We start from the raw sequence: 22,342 nt of genomic DNA, 5'->3' as shown, positions 1-22,342 counted from the left end.
GTTGATTGTTCTTGGGCTGCCAATCCTAGTGGTGATCGGTGCGGATGGAGTTCTGTTCCATCAGGTTTAGCTGCACCACCAACCACCAAAGGGTTACATCGGAATAGGTTGCCCGAAGCTTGAGCCGAGAAATGGAGTGTACTGGGTTTTGGCTGTCGATCATCCACTCAGAAGCGATGATTTGGCCACGTTGTTGAGCATTCATGGTTTCTCCCTCCGCTCGCCAACTGCTCAATAGAATGGCTAATACCCAGGATGGCGAATTTGAACGGGAGCGTGTGAAAAAATATATTACGCAAGGATCCCCAAAGTCAGCCAACTTTCTTAGCAATGAGGATCTCAGAGAATCTCAGAGGCCGTCGAGTTGCTGATTTATCGTCCAGGGATCGGGAAAAACGTTGCAAAAAGGGCAAAATGTTGGGTGAGGGGATCCCCTCTATCTTCACAAGTCTTAAAACTAGAAAGATCCCATCTCTCTACTGGTCTGAAGGTCTGGGTTCTACCTCTTGTTGCCAACCTTTGCAGCAGCAACCCTTGAGAAGTCCGAGATCGCGATGAGAGCCAAGGCCATCTCCCCCCAGCCGGCCTCTGCTTTTGGAGAAGTGGTGGAGGCCAACACCACAACCTTTGTGGCCCAGTGCTTCGAGCCGGAACGTCTGACCTTCCCACCCATGCCTGCTCTCGGCAGTTGGACGCGCTCCCAAGACGAAGAGACCGGCAACCTAATCTACGGGGTGGTTTGCTATGCCGCCATCGCCCCCATCGACACCGTCCATCGCGCCAGGGCTTTGGGCCTCTCCCCTCAGGAGCTGCGGGAGCAACAGCCCCAGATTTTTGCCATGTTGCGCACCGATTTTCGCGCGGCCATTGTCGGCTTTGTCAGCGGGGGACGGGTCTATCAGTACTTGCCGCCACGCCCTCCCCAGATTCACCAGCCGGTTTATCTCTGCTCCGATACGGAAGTGAGGGAGTTCTGCCGCTCTTTCGAGTTTTTGCGCACCCTGCTACGGGTCAACGGGATCCCAACCGATGAGCTGGTGGCTGCCGTGATTCGCCAAACTTACCGAATCCTGAACCGGGATCGCAACTGGCTTCTACAGGCAGGTCGGCAGTTGAGCTGTCTGTTGCGGGGTGATTATGAGCATCTCAGCGCAATTTTACGAAAGATTGAAGCCTAAGCGAAGAAATATTGAGAATGGCCTTGGATCCTTCTTGAGTCAGGTCGGGGGGTGATAACCTGAGGCCGTTTCCTATGGAATTGATTCCCTTTGAATCCTCTTTCTGCTGTAAAAATGTTTAACAAATTCAATCCTTCTGACAAACCCTCCAAAGGCAATTGGGCAGGTCGTACCTTTTCTGCAGCTGCGGGCGCTTCGGTGGCAGCCGGTGTTTGCATTGCCCACGGTCAGCCGGCTTATGTGTCGCTGTTGGTGGCCTGTTGCGCGACGGTGTTTACCCTCGTTTTGGATGAAATGGGCTGGATCTAGGCTCGGTTTCAACGTCAGCTCTGGATTTTGCCGCGTAAGAAGCCGGTCTAAAGCAGAGGCCAACCAATAGGGATCCCTGGCCCTCTGGGTTTGCTGCTTGCGTGAAAGGATCCCTTTGCTGGGTTGGCAACATGCAGCCTTACTTTACCCTGCTTCGCGGGCTGCCCGCACCAACAATCCTGCTGTGATCAGCCCTGCCAGAATGGAGCTACCCCCATGGCTGAACAAAGGCAGGGGCACGCCTGTGGTGGGCAAAATCCCAGTGACCACGCCGATGTTCATCAGCGACTGACCCACCAAAAACATCAGGCAGCCACAGGCTACTAAGCGAATGGTCAGCTCTCGACAGCGCCCCATCACTCGCCAGCCCAGCAAGGTGTAGAAAGTCAGCAACCCCAGAAAGAACAGGGATCCGGCCAAGCCAAACTCTTCTGCATACACCGAGAAGATGAAGTCGGTGTATTGGATGGGCAGGTAGAACAGCTTTTGCTGGGAGAGGCCATATCCCTTGCCCCACAGGCCGCCGGAGCCAATGGCCAACAGGCTTTGCACCAACTGATAGCCATCCCCTTGGGCGTTACCCCAGGGATCCAAAAAGGCCAAGATGCGCCGCCGTTGGTAATCTTTGCTGAGAATGCTCACCACAGCCGCCAGAATCCCCAGCCCCGCTGTGGCCAAAAGGGTGAAAGCTGGGATCCCGGCGGTCCAAGCCATAGCCCAGAGGGTAAGGCCGCAGATGGCCGTGGTGCCCAGGTTGGGCTGGGCGAGGATCCCCAAGAGCGCAAAGGCGAAGATAACCACCCAGAGGATGCGGAACCAGAGGGGATGGTGAAACCAGCGGCCAAAGATCCAGGATCCCTGCAACACCAACAGGGGCTTGAGCAATTCTGAAGGCTGGATAACAGGGATCACCTTCAAATCCAGCCAGCGGCTGGCCTCCAGGCGGGAAACCCCCAATCCCGGCACCTGGGTGGCCCACACCAGGCCAACTCCCACCAAGCAGAGGATCCCGGCCCAGGGGAACCAGCGCCGCAGCGGGATCTGCACCAGAGCCCAGAAACAGCCCAGACCCAGCCCGGCCCAGAGCAATTGGCGCTTGAAAAAGTAGAGGCCATCGCCGGTGATCCGCTGAGCCACCGGGTAGGAAGCGGAAAACAGCATCATCAGCCCCAGCACCAGCCAGATCAAGGTGAGCCAGCGCAGCCAGCGAGCTTCAGCATTCCAGGGATCCCTGGAGGGCTTGGCAGCAGGCTCGGAAATGGTTGCCACGGTGTTCAAAGCTGGAGTACTGGTCAAAACTGGCACAGGCGGGGGACAGCAAAATGGTGATGGGTTGAGCGGGCTTCCCCAAGCTCTGAGCTTGACGCGAAAGGGAACAAGCCGCTGCAAAGGCTCTTTCCACCGCTACATCTAGGGTTGGCACCAGCTCAACGTCAGTATAGTGGATCCCCTGGAGGGCCTCCGCCAGGGCTGGGGCAGACTCCCCCATCAGCACCACGCGGGCCACCTTGGCCCGAATCAACCGCAACCAGGCGCCGGGATCCCCCTGCTTAGCCCTTCCTCCGGCAATCAGAATAATGGGTGGGGAGAGGGCGTTGAGTGCCACCCAGCCGGCCTCGTAGTTGGTGGCCTTGCTGTCGTTGACAAAGCGGATGGGGGTGGCTCCCACCTGGATTTGCGCCACCCGCTCCAGCCGATGGGGCATGCCGGCAAAAGATCGGATGGCTTTTTGAATGGCAACGTTGGGGATCCCGGCCAGACGTGCTGCTGCTGCCGCCAAGAGCAGGTTTTGCAGGTTGTGTTGGCCAGGGCAGCGTTCTGCAAAGTCCTCCAGCTCCGCCACCATCTCCCCCTGGATGTAGAGGCGGTTTTCCCGCAGGTCAACGGTTGCGGTGGGATCCCGGTCACAACAGCCTTGGGTAGCAACAAGGGAAGTCCAATAGGTATTTTCCCAGTCCTGCCGGCGGCAGCACAGGTAGGGATCCTCGCCGTTGAGCACCCGCCACTGGGCCCGATCCAAAAGGCGAGCCTTAAAGCTGGCATAGCGCTCCAGCGTCCCATGCCGTTCTAGGTGATCGGGAGTGAAGGTGGTCCACACCCCAATGCGCGGCGGCCCTCCAGGAGTGCTGCTCATGAGGCGGCTGCTGGCTTCCAACTGATAGCTGCTCAGCTCCGCCACGATCCAATCCGGCTTGAGCTTTCCCTGGAGCGTTGCCAAAGCCACTTGCGACAGGGGCAGGCCAATGTTGCCGCAGGGGATCCCTTGCAGCCCCGCCGCCTTGAACATCTCCGCCACCAGAGCTGTGGTGGTGCTTTTGCCGTTGGTGCCGGTGATCCCCACCCAGGGTAGGTGGTCAAGATAGATCCAGGCCAGCTCCGCCTCCCCCACCACCGGGATTCCCTGTTGACGCACCGCCTGCAGCAGCGGGTGATCCCAGGCAATGCCTGGACTGACCACCACCTGCTCCACTCCTTCGGCCAGTTGAAAAGGCTGCCCCAGCCGAACCGGGATCCCTTCTTGATTGAGCTCAGCCTGCCGCTGTCTGAGAAGAGGGGAATCTTGCTCATCCCAAACCAGCACTTCATAGCCCTGGGCCCGCAACAGTCGCGCTGCCGCCAGCCCCGCAACGCCTAACCCCAAAACTTGATGTTGCACGTTGGTTTCTACTTCGTTTCTTTATTTGGGGATCCCTGCTTGGATCTTACCGGTCACGTCCTTGACCCGCATGTTTTTGTTCGACACTCCCCTTGCTTATGGGGGTAACCAGTTGGTGGAGTGGATGGAGTTTTCCTAGCCGCCTGGATGGCTAACTTGGGAATAGGCTGGAGCATGACTCTAGTCAATAATAAGCTCAACTATACTGAAAATAATGTATAATATGTTCAGTACGGATTACTACCAGTTGATCTTTCTGTTTACTTTCGAGTCTGCCAACATGGTAGCCAAAGCAAAGCAGAAAATTGGTAGTAAGACGACACGGAAACTGCGCTTTGGGTATTCTACTCAAAGCTTTGCGGGATACCGCCATTCTGGTTGGAAACAAACAGAATGCTATCGCTGCATAGTTGAACAGTGATGTTCAGCAGTGTTCAGCGTAAATGTATCAGACCAGTCCGCCGGCCACCCTCTACAACCCGTGCAGATTTGTCTTTGGCGTAGAAAAGATTCCACCTAGCCTGCCAGCCTCACTTTGTGGATGCTGTAGGAAATTTTCTTCCCTATGCATCATCTACTCAATCTTCCAAGGGATCCAACTTGGGATCCAGACTCTTGGCCGTTAGACGCAGAGCCTCCGCCTGATCCATCACCCGTGGAGCTTGCACTGCCGTTTCAAGGCCCTGGCGATAGCTCTCCCACAGGGGCATTTCTGGGTAGGTCTGCTGCAACTCGCTGATCTGATCCAGAAGGGCCTCCAGCCAGCCGGCCGTGCTCCAGGTGAGCAGAAACTGGAAGGGGTTCCAGAGGTTGAGCTGCCGCCCCAATTCATTTAAGCTCTCGTTGCGAATGGGCGGATCGAAGATGTCCGCCACGGTCATCAACTGGCGGGCCAGCAGGGGTCTGAGGATTTTCTCGGCAGCTTCCACCACAGCAGGGATGGCAGCCTGGATCTGGTTGGGTCTGGGAATGTTCCGCGCCTGGGGCAAGGCTTGCAGCACCAACTCCAGTCGCCGCTCTGCCTCTGCCGATTCCAAAGCCGATTCCAGGGTGGTGCCCACGCTGAGAAACACTTCTCCCGTCAGCAGCCGCACTGCATCGATGACCAGGTGATACAAGGGGGGGATCACGAGCTTAATCCACTCACTCTGGAAAAACTCCCGCAGCCGCCGTGCCGCATAGTCCCCCACTTGGGTGGTCTGGATCCCCACTTGAGTGAGATTGAGATACCAGTCGGGAGGAGATCCCTTGGGATCCAGCCAACGGCGCAGCGTTTGCCATTCTTCTTCTGTGAGGGCAGTTCGTCCCTGTTTTAAGCCAGTTCGCCGCAGCTTGCCCTCGGCATTCAAGAGCTTGCGCAGCTCCGGTGTGCCCAGCAAGGACAAGGCACCTGCCGAACCCACACTGCCGATCTCGATGGCGATCAAGGCGGCCAACAAGGCGGCTGAGGCCTTTACTTGAATCTGGCCGCTTTTGTCCATCACCAAAGGCAGGCGGCTGTTGCCATAGGCACGGGCACTCATCGCCTCCAGAGCAGAGCGTTGGTCAGAGGTCAGCGTCCAAGCCCAAGAAGGGATCCCGTGGCTTTCCGCCTCTGGATAGGCCGCTTCCTGCAAGCCGTGATACAGCAAGCTGGCCACCCAGGCGCGATCCGCAGCCTGCCGCAAAGAGCCAATGACCACTTCCCATTGGCAGGGGTTAAGCAGGGGCAAGAGCGCTTGCAGCTCTCGGTGGATGGGTTCTGGGGATCCCGCCGTTCTCGACTGTTCCAGAGCGCTTTGCAGCCGATCCCGCGCCTCTCGGCACAGCCCGCCCCACTCCAGTTGCAGGCGAGCCAGGGTCTGTTGCACCGTCTCTTCGGAGCGACGGGGTAGATCCTGCCAGCCCGCTTCCAGCTGCCGCCACAGCTCCTCCCAGTTCAGGCCCTCAGCAGCGCCATTGACGGCATCTGAGGCAACCTTTGAGCTGGGCGAGGCGTTTTGGGGCTCGGAATGGAAAGGGGGATTCAGGGGTTCAGACATGGACAGAATCCGCTTCAAGGGGATCACGGGCATTATAGCTAGGGGTAAAACGCCAGCCGAGGCAAACCCAACGTTTCCGGCCATCCCATCATCAAGTTGAGACACTGCACTGCCTGCCCGGCTTGCCCTTTCATCAGGTTATCGATCACCGACAGGACGATAACGCGGTTGGTGCGGCTGTCCACCTCCACCCCGATCATGCAGGTGTTGGTGCCGGAGACCCATTTGGTTTGCGGGTAAACCCCCCGCGGCAGCACCTTCACCCAGGGAGATTGGCGATAGAAAGCATTGTAAATGGTGAGCAAATCTTCCCCCACAAAGCCGGGATCCCGCAGGGTGGCATACAACGTGACGTGGATCCCCCGCACCATGGGCACCAGATGAGGCGTAAATTGCACGGTGATGGGGGTGTGGGTCAGGTCGGTGCAAGCTTGCTCGATCTCGGGCGTATGGCGGTGCTGGGCCACTCCATAGGCTGCCAGAGAGCCGTCCACTTCGGCAAACAGGGATCCCACCTTGGGGGTACGACCTGCCCCCGAAACGCCGGATTTGGCATCGAAAATGAGGCTGTCCAGCTCCACCAACCCCTGCCGCAGCAGAGGAGCAACCGCCAACAATGAGGCAGTGGGATAACAGCCGGGACAGCCCACCAGTTGGGCTTGGGCAATCGCCTCGCGATAAAGTTCCGGCAACCCATAGACCGCCTGCTCATTGGCCTGGCGATAGGCAGGGCTGGGCCAGTTGGGATCCGTCTGACCCATGCGGTACCAAGATTGGTAGGTGGCCAGGTTGCGAAAGCGGTAATCCGCCGACAGATCTAAGACTTTGCACCCTTTGGCCAGCAAGGGCGGGGCCAGCTCGGCAGCTAGCCCATTGGGGAGAGACAAAAACACCACATCGCTGTTGGCGGCAATACGATCCACCTCTACCGGCTGAACGGTCAGATCCACGGCCTGGGCCAACTGGGGATAGAGATCCCCGTAGCGCTTGCCGGCGCTGTCTTGCCCGGCCAGGTAGGTGATCTGCACGCCAGGGTGCTCGCTCAGCAGCCGCACCAACTGCACCCCTCCGTAGCCGGAAGCGCCGACAATGCCAATGCGGACAGGCTCTGTGGGGTGGGGTGGGCGGGGCGCCATGTTGGCCATGGGGGGGCTGCCTGTGCAAGAGGGTTGCGTGATGGCTTGCCTTAAGTTCTACCGCATTTTTCTGCTGCATTTGACGCTGCATCTTGTCCATTCGCGTTTTCATTCGCGTTAGCGTTGCGTGGCCATCCAGGGGGATTTGTTATGCTGGGTTCACCTGAGCCGCTCGGGCCTTGGCAGCGGCTTCCGTAATATCTGTCTATGTTCTGTGTAGCTTTCTAATCTGCGGTCTATGCACTATGAGCGATTGATCAACATGGTCTTGCGGGCCTATGGCCAAAGCAGCCGCCACGGTCTGGATCAAGAAACGCTGACCCTCTACTCAGAAGGCCCCTACACCCTCTACAAACTCACTTCCCATTTCGATCGCCGCTCCATTTTTGTGTTGGCCCAGAATCAGCGGGATATGTTTGTTTCTGGCGATGCGTTTAACAACAAGCTGATCCCAGGGGAATGGCAGGCGTGGCTGCACCAGAAAGCGCTGGGCATCGCTCCCGACACGGCCCAAGCGGGTTAGCTGCAGACCAGCTCTGCCGGGGAAGGATCCCCAAGCCTACGCCCGGCCTGTTGAGATCCAGCCCATGCTGACAATGGCCGCCTACTTCCAGCTCAGAGGGTGGTGGGATCCACAGGTCGCTCCACCTGTCCAGAATCTACCCGCCACTGGCCAAAACCCCAGGCTGAACCTGTCGGGGCACCACCGAGAGACGATCCAGATCGGCACAGTAGGCCAGATCCTTATCGTTTTCCGGCCCCAGACCCAATAGCCGTTGCCCGTGGCTAGAGCGTCTCAACAAACCCAGCAGATCGTCCTGCCAAGTTTGGTAGAGGGCCAAGGCTGCCAAGGTCTCGTCGTTGCCCAACTGGTTCAAAGAGCAGCCCAAGCGATGCAGGATAGCCCCGGCACAGGCAGTATCTTCCAGCGAAAAGGCCCCTTCCCACCCGGATCCCACCAGCCACACCTCGGCAAAGGAGCCCCGTCTGAGAAAATCCACCACGGCTCCCAAGTTCACCAGGGCTGCTGTAATCACCACTGGGATCCCTTCCAGGCGCTGTAGGCTGCGCGTGCCGTTGGTGGTGCTCAGGAAGATGCGCTTGTCCCGCACGCGGTCGGGAGTGTAGTCGAGGGGGGAGTTGCCCAGATCAAACCCCGCCACCGCTTTGCCCCCCCGTTCCCCGGCCAAAAGCCGCTGGGAAGCCGGCCAGTTTTGGCTTGCCTCTTGGAGCTGCTGCAGGTGGGCAAACACCTGTACCGCTTCTGCTCCTGCTGCCAGCGCTGTGGCAATGGTGGTGGTGGCCCGCAGCACATCAATGGCCACCGCACACTCCGGGATCCCAGATGAAGGCACCTGTTCAGGCGTATGGAAGTGGAAAAAACGCATGGGGGAAGAGGTAACGTCAGAACTCACGCCGGGCGAACACCAACACTGCCAGAATCAGCAGCAAAAGGGTGTAAACCAAGCCGTACAGTGCATCTCCGAGAAGTTCTGCTGGGGGCGGAACTTGGCCGTAAACCGCAGCATCTCTCAAATTGAGGCGCTCCAAATCCGGCAGGATCAAATAAATCACCTCAAACAGTTTGCCAAATCCGGCATCTTTCACCAGCTTGCTCAGTTGCAGCAGGGCGCGGCTGGCATGGCCCATCAGGAACAGGGCAATGGTGTAGAGGGTGGCCAGAATCGAGGAAGTGAAAACCCCGAACAGCAGGGCTGCGGCAACAATCAGCACCAGCTCTAAGAAAGTGAAGACTGTTGCCCAGAGAATGGCCAAAAGGGGGATCGGGGCCTGCACCAGCAGCAAGCTCAGCAGAAACACAACCGTCATCAGCAGCACCAGCACCGACAGCAGCGCCGATAGGCCCAGATGCTTGCCGACAATGAACTCTGCCCGGCTCATGGGTTTGGCGATCAGCACATACACCGTGCGTTTTTCAATCTCCTTATTCACCAGCCCTGTGCCCACGAAAATGGCCACGATCAGGCCGAAGAAGTGAATGGCTGCCAACCCCAGGTCGGCAATGATTTTGTTGTGGGCCTGGTTGGCCACCTGCGGGATCAAAACAGTGGCTCCCAGCATGGCCACCGCAAATACCATCACCAGGTAGAGAATCCGATCCCGAATCGTTTCCCGGAAAACGTTGTGGGCAATGGCCACCACGCGCGACGCATCCATGACTGAACCCAAAGCTGTGATGATCCGACTGATACACTGGTAACAGATCCAGCCTTTATTCTATGCAGTTCCAGGCCCAGATTCAGATTCACCTACGCCCCTCTGTTCTCGATCCCGCCGGGGCTGCGGTTCAGTCCAGCTTGCATCAGCTGGGGCATACCCAGGTACAGCAGGTGCGCATTGGCAAGCATATCCAACTGCAGCTAGAGGCCCCCGACGCCGAGACCGCCCACCGCCAGGTGGATGAGCTGTGCCATCAACTGCTGGCCAACCCGGTGATTGAGACTTATCAAATCCAAGTGGCTGCCATCGGTGGTTAATTTGATGGGTTCACGCGATTTGGGGTTGATCTGATGGCCATTCCAAAAATACCCCCAACCCCTCTTCCATCCCTCTAATCTGACCATCTTCTTTCCTCTCACTTAAGGGATCCCAATGGCTGGCGTGAGGTTTGGCGTTGTTGTTTTTCCGGGTTCCAACTGCGACCGAGATGTAGCCTGGGTAACCCGCGGCCTCTTGGGCTGCCCAACGCGGCTGATCTGGCACCGAGAGACGGATTTGTCGGGGCTGGATGTGGTGGTGCTGCCGGGGGGCTTCAGCTATGGGGATTATTTGCGGTGCGGGGCTATTGCTCGCTTTGCCCCGGTGATGGGATCCCTGAAGGAGCACGTAGCGCGAGGGGGCTATGTGCTGGGCATCTGCAATGGCTTTCAGATCTTAACAGAGGCGGGCCTGCTGCCGGGGGCGCTGGTGCGCAATGCCAACCTGCACTTTATCTGCGACCGAGTGGGGATCCGTATAGAACGGCAGGATCTTCCCTGGACAAGCGCGTATCCCCAGGGATCCACCCTAACCCTGCCCATCGCCCATGGGGAAGGCCGCTATACCTGCGACCCGGATACCCTCAAGCAATTGCAGGATCAAGGGCAGATCGTCCTTCGCTATGCTCCGGTTGCGCCCAACGGCTCTGTGGATAATATTGCCGGCATTTGCGATCCCAGTGGTCGGATCTTGGGTTTAATGCCCCACCCCGAGCGGGCAGGAGATCCTGATTTGCCAGAGCAGGATGGGATCCCCTTCTGGCAGTCGATTTTGCACAGCTTCGCCGCCTAATTCTTCTCCTCCATTCTTCTCCGGGACAGCTCACTCCTGCCTCGGCCCTTGAGACAACACCTGGCGAACTTGATTCACCATCTCCTCGTGATCCACCACTGGCTTGGCGATATAACCATCCGCCCCGCTCTGGGCCAAGAATGCCTCGCGGTCGCCGCGCATCGCATGGGCCGTCACCAAAATGATGGGGATGGAGCTGCTTTTCGGATCCGCCTTCAACAGTTGGGCAATGCGGATCCCGTCCACCGCCTCGCCGCGAAAGGTGCTCTGGGACAGGGAAACATCCAACAAAATGACATCCACCTCGTGCCCCTGGGCCAGCTTCAAAATCTGCTCCACATCCTGGCTGTGAAAGACCTCAAAACCTCCCCGCCGTCGCAACACCTTCTCAAAAACACGGGCGTTGATCGGATCATCTTCCACCAGCAGCACTGTTGCCATCGTTAACCCAATCTTGAATCTGAACCCAAGCTAAGCTGTCTCTGGGATCCCAAAAGCCATCCTAAGGCATCCTTAGCGAGTTCAATTTGAGCAGTAGGACAAGCGTTCTCCTACAGAGTACTGAAGAGTACCGAAAAGGGTCTCAGTAGCTCTGAGAACTCCCCCCTCCTCTCCCAAAAGGAAGGATCCTCAGGTTGCCGCTACTTGACTATTTAACTATTTATTTTGGAATCTTATTTTGGAATCACTCCATTCCGAGTTGCCGCTACCCAACCGCAAATAGGAAAGCCGGAGAGAGCTCCGGCCCCATCCAGAACTAAGCCTAAACCACAAATCTCAAAAGAGACTGACCTTCCCTCTGCCTTGCTTGAGCCCGGCACAGCAGGAACGGCAGCCACTACCCTGGGTTACTTCTTGGTAATTCTCGGAGTTTCCCGAAAGGCGACCGCGAAAAACAGAAGGCCCAACGTCAAAAACAGGATAAAGGTGTAGGTGATGGCTTCCATACAAAACCTCCATTTCTAAGGGGGCTTGATTCCAGATTAACTCGGAGCCGCCAGCACCCCATCTCCAAAGTGAAGCAGAGTGCCGACGGCATCGCCGAAAAGGGCTCTAGGCTTCCTGAACCTTGCGAGTGGTGGGATCCCCTACTTTCTGGAAGACGCCGAACTCCACCATTTCCTCGCTCATATTGGGGTCAATACCGGCGAACACATCGCGGAAGAGAGTGCGAGCGCCGTGCCAGATGTGGCCAAAGAAGAACAGCAGGGCAAAGACCGCGTGAGCAAAGGTAAACCAACCGCGGGGGCTGGTGTGGAAGGTGCCGTCCGCCTTGGGGGTTTCTCGGTCGAACTCAAACAACTGACCCAACTGGGCCTGGCGGGCATATTTCTTAACCGTTGCCGGGTCGGTAAACACCTGACCGTCCAGCTTGCCGCCGTAAAACTCCACCGTCACGCCCACCTGCTCAAAGCTGTAGCGAGACTCTGCCCGACGGAAAGGAATGTCTGCCCGCACCACGCCATCGGCATCCCGCAGAATAACCGGGAAGGTTTCGAAGAAATTGGGCATCCGCTGCACCGTCAGCTCGCGCCCTTCGCGGTCACGGAACACCGGGTAGCCCAGCCACTCGATGGCAATGCCATCCCCTTTGTTCATGGGGCCAGCTCGGAACAGTCCCCCCTTGGCCGGGCTGTTGCCCACGTAGTCGTAGAAGAGCAGAGACTTGGGCAGGGAGTTGTAGGCCTCGCTGCGGGTCATCCCGGCTTCCATGGCCGCATTTACCCGGCGGTTAATCTCCTGGTTGAAATAGCCAGAATCCCATTGGTAGCGGGTGGGACCAAACAGCTCCACAGGGGTAGTGGCGCTGCCGTACCACATGGTTCCGGCCACCACAAAACCGGCAAAAAACACCGCCGCAATCGAGCTGGAAAGCACCGTCTCGATGTTCCCCATTCGCAGAGCGCGATAGAGGCGCTGGGGTGGGCGTACCGTGATGTGAAATAGACCTGCAATGATGCCCACGATGCCTGCAGCAATGTGGTGGGCCACCACCCCTCCGGCGTTGTAGGGGTTAAAACCGGCTGGCCCCCATTCCGGTGCTACCGGCTGGACGTGCCCCGTCGTCGCATAGGGATCGCTCACCCACATCCCCGGGCCAAAAACCCCCGTCAGGTGAAAGGCGCCAAACCCAAAGCAGAGGATCCCGGCCAACAGCAGGTGGATCCCAAATATTTTCGGCAGATCCAAAGCCGGCTCGCCGGTGCGGGGATCCCGGAATAGCTCCAGATCCCAGTACACCCAGTGCCAGCAGGCCGCCAAGAAGAGCAAGCCGGACAAAACGATATGAGCAGTAGCTACCCCTTCAAACGTCCAGAAGCCCGCATTGGCTACGCTCTCGCCGTAGATATTCCAACCGCCCCAGGAGTTGACCACCCCCAGGCGAACCATAAATGGCATGACAAACATGCCCTGACGCCACATCGGATTCAGGACAGGATCCGACGGATCGAAAATGGCCGTTTCATAGAGCGCCATCGACCCGGCCCAACCTGCTACCAGAGCGGTATGCATCAGGTGAACCGCGATCAGGCGACCTGGGTCATTCAGTACAACCGTATGGACCCGATACCACGGTAGTCCCATAAAGCTCGGTCCTCCACGTTCTCCAACACTTGCGCGATATCCAGTCAAAATTAAGCCGACATCTTACCTGGGATCCTGACCTGAGCAGTTTCTTCAGAGTCGAGGGGTGCCGCACCCGCTTGAACCCCTGAGCGCACCCAACTAGGATATCGCTCTCAGAATTTCCATCGCGGGCATCAAACAGTATAACGAAACGCTACCGACCTGAGTGGCTTCAGGCAGGATGCCGTCTCACTTTAGGCATCATCATCCCAGATCTCTCGCCGGAGATTAAAAATATGACTTAAAATGTTACAATACTTAGCAACTGTGAGCGCTCTCCTGGCTCAGGCTGAAAGGTGTCGTGGTTTCTGGCAGGGGTATGGCAACGATTCGCTTCGTCAACGAGAACCGAGAGATCTTCGTCGCTGAAGGCGCTAACTTGCGCTTGAAGGCTCTGGAAAACCAGATCGATCTCTACAAAATGATGGCCAAGCTGCTCAACTGCGGCGGCAACGGCCAGTGTGGCACCTGTGTGGTGGAGATTGTCGAGGGATCCGAGAACCTCTCCCCTCGCACCGAGGCAGAAAACCGCAAGCTCAAGCGCAAGCCCGATAGCTACCGCCTTGCCTGCCAGACCAAAGTGCTGGGGGATGTTTCCGTCAAAACAAAGCCCTAGCCTTGGCCCGCCCGTTTTCCCTTTGGGCAAGTCGCACCTCAGAGTGGTATGCTGACTGCCAGTTGGGCTTGTGGCATTTGGAGTTATGGAGACGAACTACCTGGGCATCTTGGCCACCCTCTTAGTTGTTCTGGTGCCCGCCATCTTCCTGGTGATTTTGTACGTGCAAACCTCCAGCAGATCTGGTGACTGAGTGGGCAACTCCTACTGGCTCAAGTCGGGTAAATGCTGGTCAAAAGGGGGGATCCCCTGTGTAGGAGGGGATCCCTTCGTCTTTTGTCGTCTAGGCTGGGCGAATTAAGGGTATTTGGAGCTCTATCGGTCAAGCTGTTGCTTGAGCTGACCTAGCCCTGTCGAAAGTCCCCGCAGGCTCATACAAAAACTCAAACAGGTTGCCGTCGGGATCCTTGCCGTAGAAAGAGGCCGTGCCATCCCTGTGGGTGTGAATGGCCCCTACCGGGATCCCTTGGGATTTCAGGCGTTGGTGTTCTTGCTGGAGCTCCTCTATGCTGTCGAAGACAAAGCCAAAGTGAGGCCCTGCCGCGCGGTAGCCCGGCCCCAATAGCGCCAGCCCATCCTCTCCCGCCTTCATGTAGGCCCAGTCGGGATCCTGCCAGACGTTGACCATGCCCAGCTTTTGGTAGAACTCCACCGCCTTGGGGATGTCTTCTACCCGGATGGCGACATGCCCGAGTTGTCTAAGTGCCATGTCATCCTCTGTGCTCAATTGAGCCAACTGCAATGGTTCTTCTACAGATCAGCTTGACACACTCCCCGCCGCAAAGGGCAGGGATCCCTGCAGCAAGACAGGGCTCTAGACCTGACTTCTTGAGAACTTGAGACAGGGATCCCAATCCAGTCCATAGGCAGGACAGAAGATGGTTTCAACCCATTGGATTGGGGATGAACCAAGACTTATCCTGTTGGCTGCGCGGCCAAGAACTGCTCCAGCTCACTCAAAGCCTCTGCATCCATTTTGGTTTGCATGGGGCAAAACTTTGGCCCACACATGGAGCAGAACTCTGCCGTTTTGTAGATATCTGCTGGCAAGGTCTCGTCGTGATATTCTCGAGCTCGCTCCGGATCCAAAGACAGTTCAAATTGTCGGTTCCAGTCGAAGTTATAGCGAGCTCTGGACATCTCATCATCGCGATCCCTGGCCCCAGGCCGGTGACGGGCAATGTCGGCAGCATGGGCGGCAATTTTGTAGGCAATGAGGCCGTTGCGCACGTCCTCAGCATTGGGCAAACCCAAGTGTTCCTTGGGGGTGACGTAGCAGAGCATTGCCGCACCATACCAGCCAGCCAAGGCCGCCCCAATGGCGGAGCTGATGTGGTCATAGCCTGCCGCAATATCGGTTACCAAAGGCCCCAAAACGTAGAAGGGAGCTTCGTCGCACTCCTCCATTTGCTTGCGCACGTTAAATTCAATTTGATCCATCGGCACGTGCCCCGGCCCTTCTACCATCACCTGCACATCGTGCTCCCAGGCCATGCGGGTCAGCTGGCCCAGGGTTTTCAACTCCGCCAGTTGCGCCTCATCAGAGGCATCGTGCAAGCATCCCGGTCGCAAAGAATCTCCCAGACTAAAAGAAACATCGTATTTCTTGAAAATCTCGATAATGTCGCGGAAGTGGGTATAAAGCGGGTTTTGTTTGTGGTGGGCCAACATCCAACGGGCCAGGATCCCACCCCCACGAGAAACAATTCCCGTCAGGCGATGGCGTACCAACGGAAGATATTCGATCAGGATCCCGGCATGGATGGTCATGTAGTCCACCCCTTGCTGGGCCTGCTTTTCGATAATATGCAAGATATCTTCTGCCGAGAGTTTTTCGACATTGCCATGCACGCTTTCTAGGGCCTGGTAGATGGGCACCGTGCCAATGGGCACTGGAGAAGCTTGGATAATGGCTGTGCGAATTTCATCCAAATCGCCCCCGCCGGTGGACAGATCCATAACGGTATCGGCGCCGTATTTGATGGCCAATTTCAGCTTTTCCAGCTCTTCGGCCAAGCCGGAAGAAGTAGGGGAAGCGCCGATGTTGGCATTAACTTTACAGCGGGAAGCGATCCCAATGCACATCGGCTCGAGGTTGGTGTGATTGATGTTGGCAGGGATGATCATGCGACCCCGGGCCACTTCCGAGCGGATCAGTTCCGGCGGCAGGTTTTCCCGCTGGGCCACATACTCCATCTCTTCGGTAATCACGCCCTGACGGGCAAAGTGCATCTGCGTTACATTTGCTTGCCCACGACGACGGGCAACCCATTCGCTGCGCATGTTGTCAACTCCAGTGCTCGCTTTCCTACGCTGGTATGAACCAGATCAGGTTCTGAGGATGTAATCTCAGCCTGGGGGGGATCCCCAGACACTCCTAGCGTGGTGTGATCATATCACCGAAATAGAGATGAGGCGGGGAGCTTTATAGTCTTTATTAAAAGAGTTTGAGATAGTACTAACCCTCACTCCTGGCCTCTCTCCCCATGAGATCCTGACCCTCACAGGGATCCCAGCCAGCGCCGCCAGCTCCACCAGAGCCCCTTTTTCCTGCGGGCCCGGAACAGTTCGGCTACTTCTTCCCCGCTGGGCTGGGCAATAAAAGTCTTCAAGACGCTGTAGAGGCCGGGCTCTTCCTGTTGCCACACGCTCCAGGGATCCGGATAGGCCCGAAACAGGGCCCCCTCCACCAGGGAGCGCAGGTAGTAGCTGGTCTCAAAGGTGCTCAGGAACCGCTGCCGCAGTCGGCGACCGGCCAGACCCACCCCCACGGTGGCGGCATCCTGCAATTGGGGGTTGAGCAGCACGACGGGTTTGGGATCCCGTCCTTTGGAAGCCAGCCCAGAGGGATCCCCGCCACTGACCGCTTGGCAAACCCGCTCCACCTGATCCAAGCTGTAAACCGCGGGCATCACCAGCAGGATGCTCTGTTCTGGGGTAGGTTGAGTCCGGGAAGTCAAGCTCTGTAATTCAATCCCTTCTGGCAGGGATCCCCATTCCCGCTGGGCCAGGGCTGCTCCGCCGGCATCGCTGAATAGCACCAAAGCCGGTGGCTGCACAAGTTCCAAAAAAGGGCGAGCCAAAACCTCCGGCTTCAGGTCGGGGGCGAGGATCTCGATCAGCAGGCGGCGATACCCCGCTTGCATGGCCAAGCGAGTTGCCCGAATGGCTTGTTCGCAGGCTTGGGCCAGATCGACGGGCAGGTCGGGAAATTGAGTCAGTTGCAGTTGCTCCGCCACAGCTCAGATCCAAATCAGATCCAACAAGGTTCAAGAAACGGTTGCCTAGCCTGACGAGTCTTCCCAAGCCTTGTGGGTGAGCAATTCCTCCAGCACCCGCACGCCCCGCAGTTGGTTGGAAAGGGGCAGGTGGCCCTTGGGGGCGGAGAGATCCCAGATGAACTCGTCAGGGTAGCGAGTCCAGTGGTAGCCCTGCTTCCAGCCGATGAGGGGCCAAAGGCGCTCCCAGTTGCGGTTCACCCCCAGCCACAGTTGCCGCTGCACCGAGTAGCCAAAGCGATCCCCGGAGGCCGCCCGCCACAGGTGATCAATCGTTCGCAAATCCTCCACCGGAATCCGGCTCACCTCAGAAAAATACAGCCAGCCCCGCCGCATTGCCCCCTCTCCTGCCGCCCGACATAGCAGTTGTAGGCTCAGCCGATCCGCCTCCAGCCAGGCTCCCGCCGATAACAGCTCCTGCAGAGGACGATAGTCGATATTCAGGGCTGAAGTCAGAGGGACGGTCACCATTGCCAAGTTGCAAAAGGTCTCCCTTGATTTTAGTCCCTGCTGTCTGCCCCCTCAGGTTTCAGGCGGGTACTTGGGCGGATCCCCGAAGAGGATGCGATAGCCGATGTACGCCACCCCCAACAGCCCTGCCAGGATCCACAAGAAAGCCGAAAAGGGCATGTAGGAAAAAAAGACAAGATAAACCCGGCGACTGAGCCAAGAAAAAATAAGATAGACTGCCGCCAAAATGCCGATCCCTTGCAAGGTGCGAAAAGCCGGCACCCGCGAGAGAGGCATGCGCTGCCGCGCCACCCAGATGGAGCTAAGAAAAGTCCAGGGAGGCACCAGCAGCAAGAACATATCCGCCTGCTTCACCACCGCCTGCCAGCCGGCGGTGTTGGTGGCATAGGCCAAGTAGCCCGCCCAGAGGACAAGAGTTACCGCTCCCAAGCCGATACTTAAGCTGAGCAAAAAAGGCTCCTCCCATTGGCCTGGGATCCAGTCGCAGAGAACCCAAACCACCCAAGGGGTGGCAAAGAGCAAAAGCGCAATGGCTAAGCCATTGGCGTTGAGCTGGGTAAAAAACGTCTCCAGAGTCATGAACAGCAAAAGGAGCGAACGTCACCCTCGATGGTAATGATTCCTCCTTCAATCTGCAATTCGATTCGTATACAGAATCCATGAATTTGTTGGGAGCAATGCCCAAAAGGTTCACAGCCCGTCCGGGCATTCGTGTAAGCCTTGCCAAGCAACAACAGCGGGGATGGAAGTGGGAAAAAGAAAAGGGATCCTTGACACTGGCCAGGGATCCCTTCCTAAAAAGCTCAAGACATTTCTCCGGCACGCTGCTGAGGCAACTCATCCAAGCCAATCTCCCCTTTTGCAAGAAGTGAGTCTGGCATCGGAATCCCTACTCCTCCGGATCCATCCGCCCCAGTCCATTAACCCAATCTACAGCCCTTGCAGCACCGTATCTGGGCGGGCCGACAGGTTCTGGATGCGGGTATCCTGGGCCGGCGGGGTGTCTGCTTGGGTGAACACGCCGATCTGCCGCAAATACCGAGCCAAGGCATCTTGCTCGCTGCCGGGGGTGTCGAAGGTAATGTCAGAGCTGGGGGCCAAGTTGACCCGGTTGGGGTTAGACAGGCGAGGGAAGGGATAGTCATCCCCACCATTGGCCAAGAAGTCCAGGGTCACCAGGCGGAAGGTGCGTCTGGGATCCCCTTGCACTTGGCCGTTGCGCACCACCACATCCCGACCTGTGGGCGTATCCACCCGCAAGGAGAGGACGCGGGATCCCGGTGGCCGCGAGGGATCAAAGCTAAAGGCAAAGCCGCCAATTTGCGGGAAACGGCCTGGCGTGGCTCCTGGCTGGGTTTGCGCCACCCCGTGTTCCACTATCTGCTTCAGTTCCTCAGCGGTGACGGTCAACAGAGAGAGGCCGTTGTTAAAAGCAAGGGCCGTTTCGATGTCCAGCTGAGAGATTTGACCGGACTGCTTGCCGGCCTCAGGGTTAGCAACCGGTGGGATCCGCTGCACCGGCTCACCGCCGCCGCCGCCGGTGGTAGCCCCAATGGGAGCGCGAATGCCACCGCCATTTTTCAGGGAGATGACCGTAGAAGGATCAACCGTTCTGGCGTAGGCCAGGTTGGCATCAGCAGTGAGGTTGCCCAGGTTGGTTTCCTCAGTGCGCACCTCTGCCCGCAGGCCGTTGAGAAATTGGGTGGTGGAGCCGAAGGTGCGGCCATCTTTGGTGCGGATGATGTTGCCAATTTCGTTGGCTATCCGCACTACGTCGGGATTGGGGGTGCCCCTGACAGCTGCTACCCCTTGGTCGTCGGTGGCATAGGCACCGCTGACCGGATCGATGCGGGCAATAACCCCGTTGGCGTCAAAGCTGACCACCAGGCGGCCCACGTAGCGATAGTTGGAGCCGGTGTTGACCACCGCCACCGGTTGACCACTGGCGGAGGAGCGCAAGATGGGGTAGTCACCCGTGCGGGTATCCGGCAAATCAGTGCGCAGGCGATCGGTGGGCTTGGCGATCACCCGGTGGGATCCGCCGGCAATGATGATGTCCACATTTCGCAATTGGCTGGCCAGGGCTACCTCGTTTTGCAACTGTTGCAGATGGGCTAGGAGGATAATTTTGTTGATGCCCTGAGCGGCGAGTTGATCGACAAAGCCCTGGATTAGAGCGGCACTCACCTGGTCAGTATCGTCCACCCTGTCTTCTACCCTCACCTCGGGGCCGGGGCTAGAGATGGCCGCCAAACGGGTGGTGGTGGCTCCCACCAGACCGATCCGCTGCCCTCCTACCGTGATCACCGCCGTCTTGGCGATCTTGCCGCGGATAGAGCTGGCCTCTTGACCATCAGCAGCAAAGTCAGAGCTAGCCAATTCGCCGGTACCGCTGAAGCTGAGGTTGGCGCTCAAGTAGGGAAAACGAGCCCCAGCGTAGCCGCGGCCAGTGTCGGGCCGGATGAGGTCGCGAATTTGGCGCGTGCCTTGGTCGAACTCGTGGTTGCCGAAGGCAGCTGCCTCAAAGCCAATGGCGTTGATGATCTCGATATCGGCTTTGCCAGGGGTGAGGTTGTAACGGCCTTGCAGAGACCGATCCGTGCTGGCGTTGTAGAAGGGGCTGGGAATATAGTTGTCCCCACTGGAGAGCACCACCGTGTTGGGAAATTGGGGGTGCAGCGCATTGATCACCGCGGAGAAGCGAGGCGCATCCTGAACCGCGGCAACCGAAGCCTCGAGATCGCTAGCGTGCAAGATCTGCAGGGTAAAGGTGGGCGGCTGAGAGGAGAGCCTAACGTTGGGATCTGAGGCGATAAACCCTGCCCCGCCGCCGGCTGGAGGAACCGAGCTACTGTCGGTGGTACCGCAGGCGCTGGCCAGGCTCAGCAGCAAGCAGCACAGCCCAACCCGCAGGAACTTGGCCAGAGCGTTCAGCCAAGCTGGAAGCCCTCCCTCAGCAGGGGCAGCCCCTCGAGCACGACAAGCTGGTTTCATGACCACTCAAGACGCATCCGCATTCACGTTACCAAGGCTGGACAGGAGATTTCGCTATGACCTCAAGCGCAGGTTAAGCTTCCCGGGGATCCCAGCCAAACTGCTGCAGATCCACCCGACCTTCGGCGTCAAAGGGGATCCCTTCAGCTTGGAGTAGGACTTTTTGCAAGTCGTCGTAGCCAAGGCGAAAGGGGGAGTAGGAAATGCAGCCCTGGGCGTTGATCACCCGGTGCCAAGGGATGTCGGTGTTTTGGCCTTGCAGGCGAAACAAAGCATAGCCCACCTGGCGAGCATAGCCGGGGTAACCGGCAACCCGCGCCACCTGCCCATAGGTGGCCACTCGGCCCGGCGGGATCCGCCGCACCACTTCGTAAAAGCGCTGGTAGAGGCTAGTAGATGGAGCGCTAGTGGAGCCAGACTGGGTCACCGGGATCCTCGCTCAAACTTGGCAGACAATAAGATGTGGAACGGATTGGATCCCCGGGTCCATGAGCTATTTAATCGCGGTACTGCCGGATCGCATAGCCGCTGAGGCAGCCTACAGCGCCCTGGAACAAGCCGGCTTTTCCCTAGAGCGATTGCATCTGCTGGGGCGGGGCTACAAGAGTGCCGACGAGTTTGGGCTGATTGACCCGGCCCAAGCGGCCCGCCGTCAGATGCGGCGCCTGGCCATTTGGTTGGTGCCCTTTGGCTTTTTGGCCGGGGTGGGGTTCAGCGTTTTGAGTGGTTTGGATACCTTTGCCTGGGCGGGACCTATAGGCAACCACCTGATCGGCGGCCTATTGGGCGCGATGGGCGGGGCCATGGGCAGCTTTTTCGTCGGCGGCGGAGTGGGCTTGTCTGGTGGCTCCGGCGATGCTTTGGCTTACCGCAACCGCCTAGACGCAGGCAAGTATGTGCTCATTGTGGAAGAAGAGAGCGAGCCCCGCATCCGCGAAGCCACTCGGATTCTGCGCCAGTTTGAGCTGGAAAATCTGCAAGGGTACAGAGAGCGCCCCTAGACTGGGAGATCTGGGCAGCTATTGAGAGAACTCAGGGAGGTCCAAAAGCATGTCTTGGCTGTGGCAGCAAGTCCCATCGCCGCTTGGGCGGTGGCGAAAGGAAGGGATCCCCAGCTTTGCCGCTGCTGGGGGTGCACTGGCAGTTACGGGGTTTTTTTCGCCGGCTTTTGCCCACCACGCCCTGGGAGGGAAACTGCCTGCAACGGCCTGGGAGGGATTTCTCTCCGGGCTGGCTCACCCTGTCATTAGCTTGGATCACCTGGCCTTCGTCGTGGCCATCGGTCTTGTGGCAGCGGGGCAGCCCTGGCGCTACGGGATCCCGCTGGGCTTTGTGCTAGCGGGTCTGGTGGGCACTGGGATCCACCTGGCCGGCTGGGATCCCCTGGGACTGACGGAGCTGGCCATTGCCTCTTCCGTGGTTCTCTTCGGCTTGCTGCTGGTGCAACCGCGGCAGATCCCAAGTTGGCTCTTGCTAATAGGGGGATCCCTGGCGGGGCTATTCCATGGCTATGCCTACGCCGAAACCATTATCGGCGCCCAACCCATGCCTTGGGTGGGATATCTACTGGGGTTGAGCACCGTCCAGTATGGGGTAGCTCTCCTGGCCCTTTGGGCAGCAGAACGCTGGGGGTTGCGGATCCCTGGCTTAACTCGCTGGGCCGGCTGGGCGATTACAGTGGTGGGGGCTGCCTTCCTGACCTTGGCAGTGGTGGGCGCGTAAAAAGCGCCAATTTTGCTCCCTTGCGCTCGGGATCCCCGATCC

25 protein-coding genes, 1 pseudogene and 1 riboswitch are annotated in these 22,342 nt (G+C 58.1%); of the genes and pseudogenes, 9 read left to right on the top strand and 17 right to left on the bottom strand.

Features of this window, described 5'->3' with window-relative positions; genetic code table 11:
* Window positions 1–25: 25 nt before the first annotated feature.
* Window positions 26–205 (bottom strand): hypothetical protein, encoded by a 180-nt coding sequence (locus tag ACVWZU_RS07250; RefSeq protein ID WP_457444119.1) that lies wholly within the window; start codon window positions 203–205, stop codon window positions 26–28.
* A gap of 349 nt (window positions 206–554) precedes the next feature.
* On the opposite strand from ACVWZU_RS07250, the gene ACVWZU_RS07245 reads away from it, so the two are divergent.
* Window positions 555–1,178, top strand: coding sequence for a hypothetical protein (locus tag ACVWZU_RS07245; RefSeq protein ID WP_457444142.1), 624 nt, complete (start codon window positions 555–557; stop codon window positions 1,176–1,178).
* 453 nt (window positions 1,179–1,631) lie between these two features.
* Here the strand turns inward: ACVWZU_RS07245 and ACVWZU_RS07240 are convergent, their stop codons facing one another.
* Both ACVWZU_RS07240 and murD read right to left on the bottom strand, forming a co-directional pair.
* The gene (locus ACVWZU_RS07240; protein ID WP_457395702.1) at window positions 1,632–2,756 is read right to left on the bottom strand and encodes an FtsW/RodA/SpoVE family cell cycle protein; all 1,125 of its coding nucleotides are present in this window, start codon (window positions 2,754–2,756) and stop codon (window positions 1,632–1,634) included.
* Window positions 2,701–4,143 carry a UDP-N-acetylmuramoyl-L-alanine--D-glutamate ligase gene (gene murD, locus ACVWZU_RS07235; RefSeq protein ID WP_457444116.1) on the bottom strand — a complete coding sequence of 481 codons (1,443 nt, stop codon included), beginning with the start codon at window positions 4,141–4,143 and terminating at the stop codon, window positions 2,701–2,703. The genes ACVWZU_RS07240 and murD overlap by 56 nt, the downstream gene beginning before the upstream one ends.
* Window positions 4,144–4,369: 226 nt before the next feature.
* Here murD and ACVWZU_RS07230 point away from each other — a divergent pair.
* Window positions 4,370–4,553 (top strand): annotated as a pseudogene (locus tag ACVWZU_RS07230) (hypothetical protein); the annotation flags it as partial.
* A gap of 168 nt (window positions 4,554–4,721) precedes the next feature.
* Here the strand turns inward: ACVWZU_RS07230 and ACVWZU_RS07225 are convergent.
* Window positions 4,722–6,164, bottom strand: a complete 1,443-nt coding sequence (locus ACVWZU_RS07225; protein ID WP_457444114.1) for a hypothetical protein — start codon at window positions 6,162–6,164, stop codon at window positions 4,722–4,724.
* 38 nt (window positions 6,165–6,202) lie between these two features.
* Entirely contained in the window at window positions 6,203–7,309 is a 1,107-nt protein-coding gene (argC, locus tag ACVWZU_RS07220; protein WP_011431956.1) for an N-acetyl-gamma-glutamyl-phosphate reductase, read from the bottom strand.
* A gap of 229 nt (window positions 7,310–7,538) precedes the next feature.
* Here argC and ACVWZU_RS07215 point away from each other — a divergent pair, with 229 nt between their 5' ends.
* Window positions 7,539–7,823, top strand: a complete 285-nt coding sequence (locus tag ACVWZU_RS07215; RefSeq protein ID WP_011431955.1) for a hypothetical protein — start codon at window positions 7,539–7,541, stop codon at window positions 7,821–7,823.
* A 136-nt stretch (window positions 7,824–7,959) separates the two neighbouring features.
* On the opposite strand, the gene ACVWZU_RS07210 is transcribed toward ACVWZU_RS07215, so the two are convergent.
* Both ACVWZU_RS07210 and ACVWZU_RS07205 read right to left on the bottom strand, forming a co-directional pair.
* Window positions 7,960–8,688, bottom strand: a complete 729-nt coding sequence (locus ACVWZU_RS07210) for a 2-phosphosulfolactate phosphatase family protein (protein WP_457444140.1) — start codon at window positions 8,686–8,688, stop codon at window positions 7,960–7,962.
* Window positions 8,689–8,704: 16 nt separating this feature from the next.
* The gene (locus tag ACVWZU_RS07205) at window positions 8,705–9,478 is read right to left on the bottom strand and encodes an ABC transporter permease (RefSeq protein ID WP_414330211.1); all 774 of its coding nucleotides are present in this window, start codon (window positions 9,476–9,478) and stop codon (window positions 8,705–8,707) included.
* 62 nt (window positions 9,479–9,540) lie between these two features.
* Here ACVWZU_RS07205 and purS point away from each other — a divergent pair, with 62 nt between their 5' ends.
* Together purS and purQ are read left to right on the top strand one after the other, a co-directional pair.
* Entirely contained in the window at window positions 9,541–9,798 is a 258-nt protein-coding gene (gene purS, locus ACVWZU_RS07200) for a phosphoribosylformylglycinamidine synthase subunit PurS (protein WP_011431952.1), read from the top strand.
* 115 nt (window positions 9,799–9,913) lie between these two features.
* Window positions 9,914–10,591: a phosphoribosylformylglycinamidine synthase subunit PurQ gene (purQ, locus tag ACVWZU_RS07195; protein WP_457444112.1), complete on the top strand. Its 678-nt coding sequence runs from the start codon at window positions 9,914–9,916 to the stop codon at window positions 10,589–10,591.
* Between the two features lie 30 nt (window positions 10,592–10,621).
* On the opposite strand, the gene ACVWZU_RS07190 is transcribed toward purQ, so the two are convergent.
* The 3 genes from ACVWZU_RS07190 to psbB all read right to left on the bottom strand — a co-directional run bounded on the left by ACVWZU_RS07190 (window position 10,622) and on the right by psbB (window position 13,177).
* Window positions 10,622–11,032: a response regulator gene (locus ACVWZU_RS07190; RefSeq protein ID WP_414330017.1), complete on the bottom strand. Its 411-nt coding sequence runs from the start codon at window positions 11,030–11,032 to the stop codon at window positions 10,622–10,624.
* A gap of 407 nt (window positions 11,033–11,439) precedes the next feature.
* Complete coding sequence (locus tag ACVWZU_RS07185; RefSeq protein WP_011431949.1) at window positions 11,440–11,538, bottom strand: photosystem II reaction center protein T; 99 nt, start codon at window positions 11,536–11,538, stop codon at window positions 11,440–11,442.
* Between the two features lie 106 nt (window positions 11,539–11,644).
* The gene (gene psbB, locus ACVWZU_RS07180) at window positions 11,645–13,177 is read right to left on the bottom strand and encodes a photosystem II chlorophyll-binding protein CP47 (RefSeq protein ID WP_011431948.1); all 1,533 of its coding nucleotides are present in this window, start codon (window positions 13,175–13,177) and stop codon (window positions 11,645–11,647) included.
* A gap of 361 nt (window positions 13,178–13,538) precedes the next feature.
* Between psbB and ACVWZU_RS07175 the strand changes: the two genes are divergently transcribed.
* Window positions 13,539–13,835, top strand: a complete 297-nt coding sequence (locus tag ACVWZU_RS07175; protein WP_011431947.1) for a 2Fe-2S iron-sulfur cluster-binding protein — start codon at window positions 13,539–13,541, stop codon at window positions 13,833–13,835.
* Between the two features lie 85 nt (window positions 13,836–13,920).
* Window positions 13,921–14,028, top strand: coding sequence for a photosystem II reaction center protein PsbM (gene psbM / locus ACVWZU_RS07170; protein ID WP_071818137.1), 108 nt, complete (start codon window positions 13,921–13,923; stop codon window positions 14,026–14,028).
* A 129-nt stretch (window positions 14,029–14,157) separates the two neighbouring features.
* On the opposite strand, the gene ACVWZU_RS07165 is transcribed toward psbM, so the two are convergent.
* From ACVWZU_RS07165 to ACVWZU_RS07135, 7 genes are all read right to left on the bottom strand, one after another.
* Window positions 14,158–14,544 (bottom strand): VOC family protein, encoded by a 387-nt coding sequence (locus ACVWZU_RS07165; RefSeq protein ID WP_414355356.1) that lies wholly within the window; start codon window positions 14,542–14,544, stop codon window positions 14,158–14,160.
* Between the two features lie 206 nt (window positions 14,545–14,750).
* Window positions 14,751–16,118, bottom strand: a complete 1,368-nt coding sequence (gene thiC, locus ACVWZU_RS07160) for a phosphomethylpyrimidine synthase ThiC (protein WP_414330011.1) — start codon at window positions 16,116–16,118, stop codon at window positions 14,751–14,753.
* Between the two features lie 5 nt (window positions 16,119–16,123).
* A riboswitch (TPP riboswitch) is annotated at window positions 16,124–16,224 on the bottom strand.
* A gap of 112 nt (window positions 16,225–16,336) precedes the next feature.
* Window positions 16,337–17,074 (bottom strand): DUF1995 family protein, encoded by a 738-nt coding sequence (locus ACVWZU_RS07155; protein ID WP_457444109.1) that lies wholly within the window; start codon window positions 17,072–17,074, stop codon window positions 16,337–16,339.
* A 45-nt stretch (window positions 17,075–17,119) separates the two neighbouring features.
* Window positions 17,120–17,584, bottom strand: a complete 465-nt coding sequence (locus ACVWZU_RS07150; RefSeq protein ID WP_457444107.1) for a GUN4 domain-containing protein — start codon at window positions 17,582–17,584, stop codon at window positions 17,120–17,122.
* 51 nt (window positions 17,585–17,635) lie between these two features.
* On the bottom strand, window positions 17,636–18,163 hold the full coding sequence (locus ACVWZU_RS07145; RefSeq protein WP_457388274.1) for a hypothetical protein: 528 nt from the start codon (window positions 18,161–18,163) through the stop codon (window positions 17,636–17,638).
* Window positions 18,164–18,514: 351 nt separating this feature from the next.
* Window positions 18,515–20,578 carry a bifunctional metallophosphatase/5'-nucleotidase gene (locus tag ACVWZU_RS07140; RefSeq protein WP_457444105.1) on the bottom strand — a complete coding sequence of 688 codons (2,064 nt, stop codon included), beginning with the start codon at window positions 20,576–20,578 and terminating at the stop codon, window positions 18,515–18,517.
* A 73-nt stretch (window positions 20,579–20,651) separates the two neighbouring features.
* Window positions 20,652–21,005, bottom strand: a complete 354-nt coding sequence (locus tag ACVWZU_RS07135; RefSeq protein WP_457444103.1) for an MGMT family protein — start codon at window positions 21,003–21,005, stop codon at window positions 20,652–20,654.
* Window positions 21,006–21,066: 61 nt separating this feature from the next.
* Between ACVWZU_RS07135 and ACVWZU_RS07130 the strand changes: the two genes are divergently transcribed.
* Both ACVWZU_RS07130 and ACVWZU_RS07125 read left to right on the top strand, forming a co-directional pair.
* Complete coding sequence (locus tag ACVWZU_RS07130) at window positions 21,067–21,579, top strand: hypothetical protein (RefSeq protein ID WP_457444101.1); 513 nt, start codon at window positions 21,067–21,069, stop codon at window positions 21,577–21,579.
* Window positions 21,580–21,628: 49 nt separating this feature from the next.
* Window positions 21,629–22,300, top strand: coding sequence for a HupE/UreJ family protein (locus ACVWZU_RS07125; protein WP_457444099.1), 672 nt, complete (start codon window positions 21,629–21,631; stop codon window positions 22,298–22,300).
* The last annotated feature ends 42 nt before the right edge of the window (window positions 22,301–22,342 follow it).

It is taken from the genome of Thermostichus sp. MS-CIW-26, assembly GCF_054059115.1.
Note: the sequence above shows the minus strand (reverse complement) of the source record. Positions and strands in the feature narration are given on the sequence as shown.